The sequence below is a fragment of the Pseudoalteromonas sp. S1612 genome, assembly GCF_005887175.1.
In the GTDB taxonomy this organism is placed as follows: Bacteria; Pseudomonadota; Gammaproteobacteria; order Enterobacterales; family Alteromonadaceae; genus Pseudoalteromonas; species Pseudoalteromonas undina.
Window position 1 is genome coordinate 1 of record NZ_PNDH01000158.1, and the last position, 570, is coordinate 570.

Here is a 570-nt window from a genome sequence, read left to right on the forward strand (position 1 = left end):
AAGTGGAAGAGAAGCCGCCGCATGCTTTGGTCTAACACCAGTACAACATAGCAGTGGTGGTAAACAAAAAATAGGCTCGATATCTAAAGTGATAGGAAATAAGAAGCTGCGAAGTGCTTTGTTTAAAGGTGCATTAGCTGTTGTTTCCCAACTAGAAAAAAGAGAAAGTCGCAGTGAAAAAGATGTATGGTTGAAAGCATTAACCGCGCGTCGAGGAAAGAAAGTAGCAGCCATTGCTTTAGCGAATAAAACGATAAGAACGGCTTTTGCAATGCAAAAGCATGATAAAGAATACCAGACACAATTACTTGCGGCTTAAAATTTGTCAATAAGAGCGCTTAAAATAGGAAAGACCAACCTTCAATAGACAGTTAGGTCCTGAAGTTTCATAAACTGCTCAACAGAAAAGTCATGAAGGTGCGAATACATAAGAGGCCAGAGGTAGCCCCTCAATTTCAGCCCGAATATAAGCAAGCATCTAAATTTATTTTAACTTTTTCTTTTTGACATTTACGGAGAGTCCATATAATACCCTAATATAAAGCCACGTTTTTATTTTAAATAAAAAAA

The 570-nt window shown here is 37.4% G+C and carries 1 protein-coding gene; it reads left to right on the plus strand.

All coding sequences use genetic code 11. The annotated features are described in order from the left end of the window. Positions 1 to 319 (plus strand): transposase (locus CWB78_RS18515; RefSeq protein WP_138596851.1); only part of this gene is annotated, 319 nt, incomplete at its 5' end. Positions 320 to 570 lie beyond the last annotated feature (251 nt).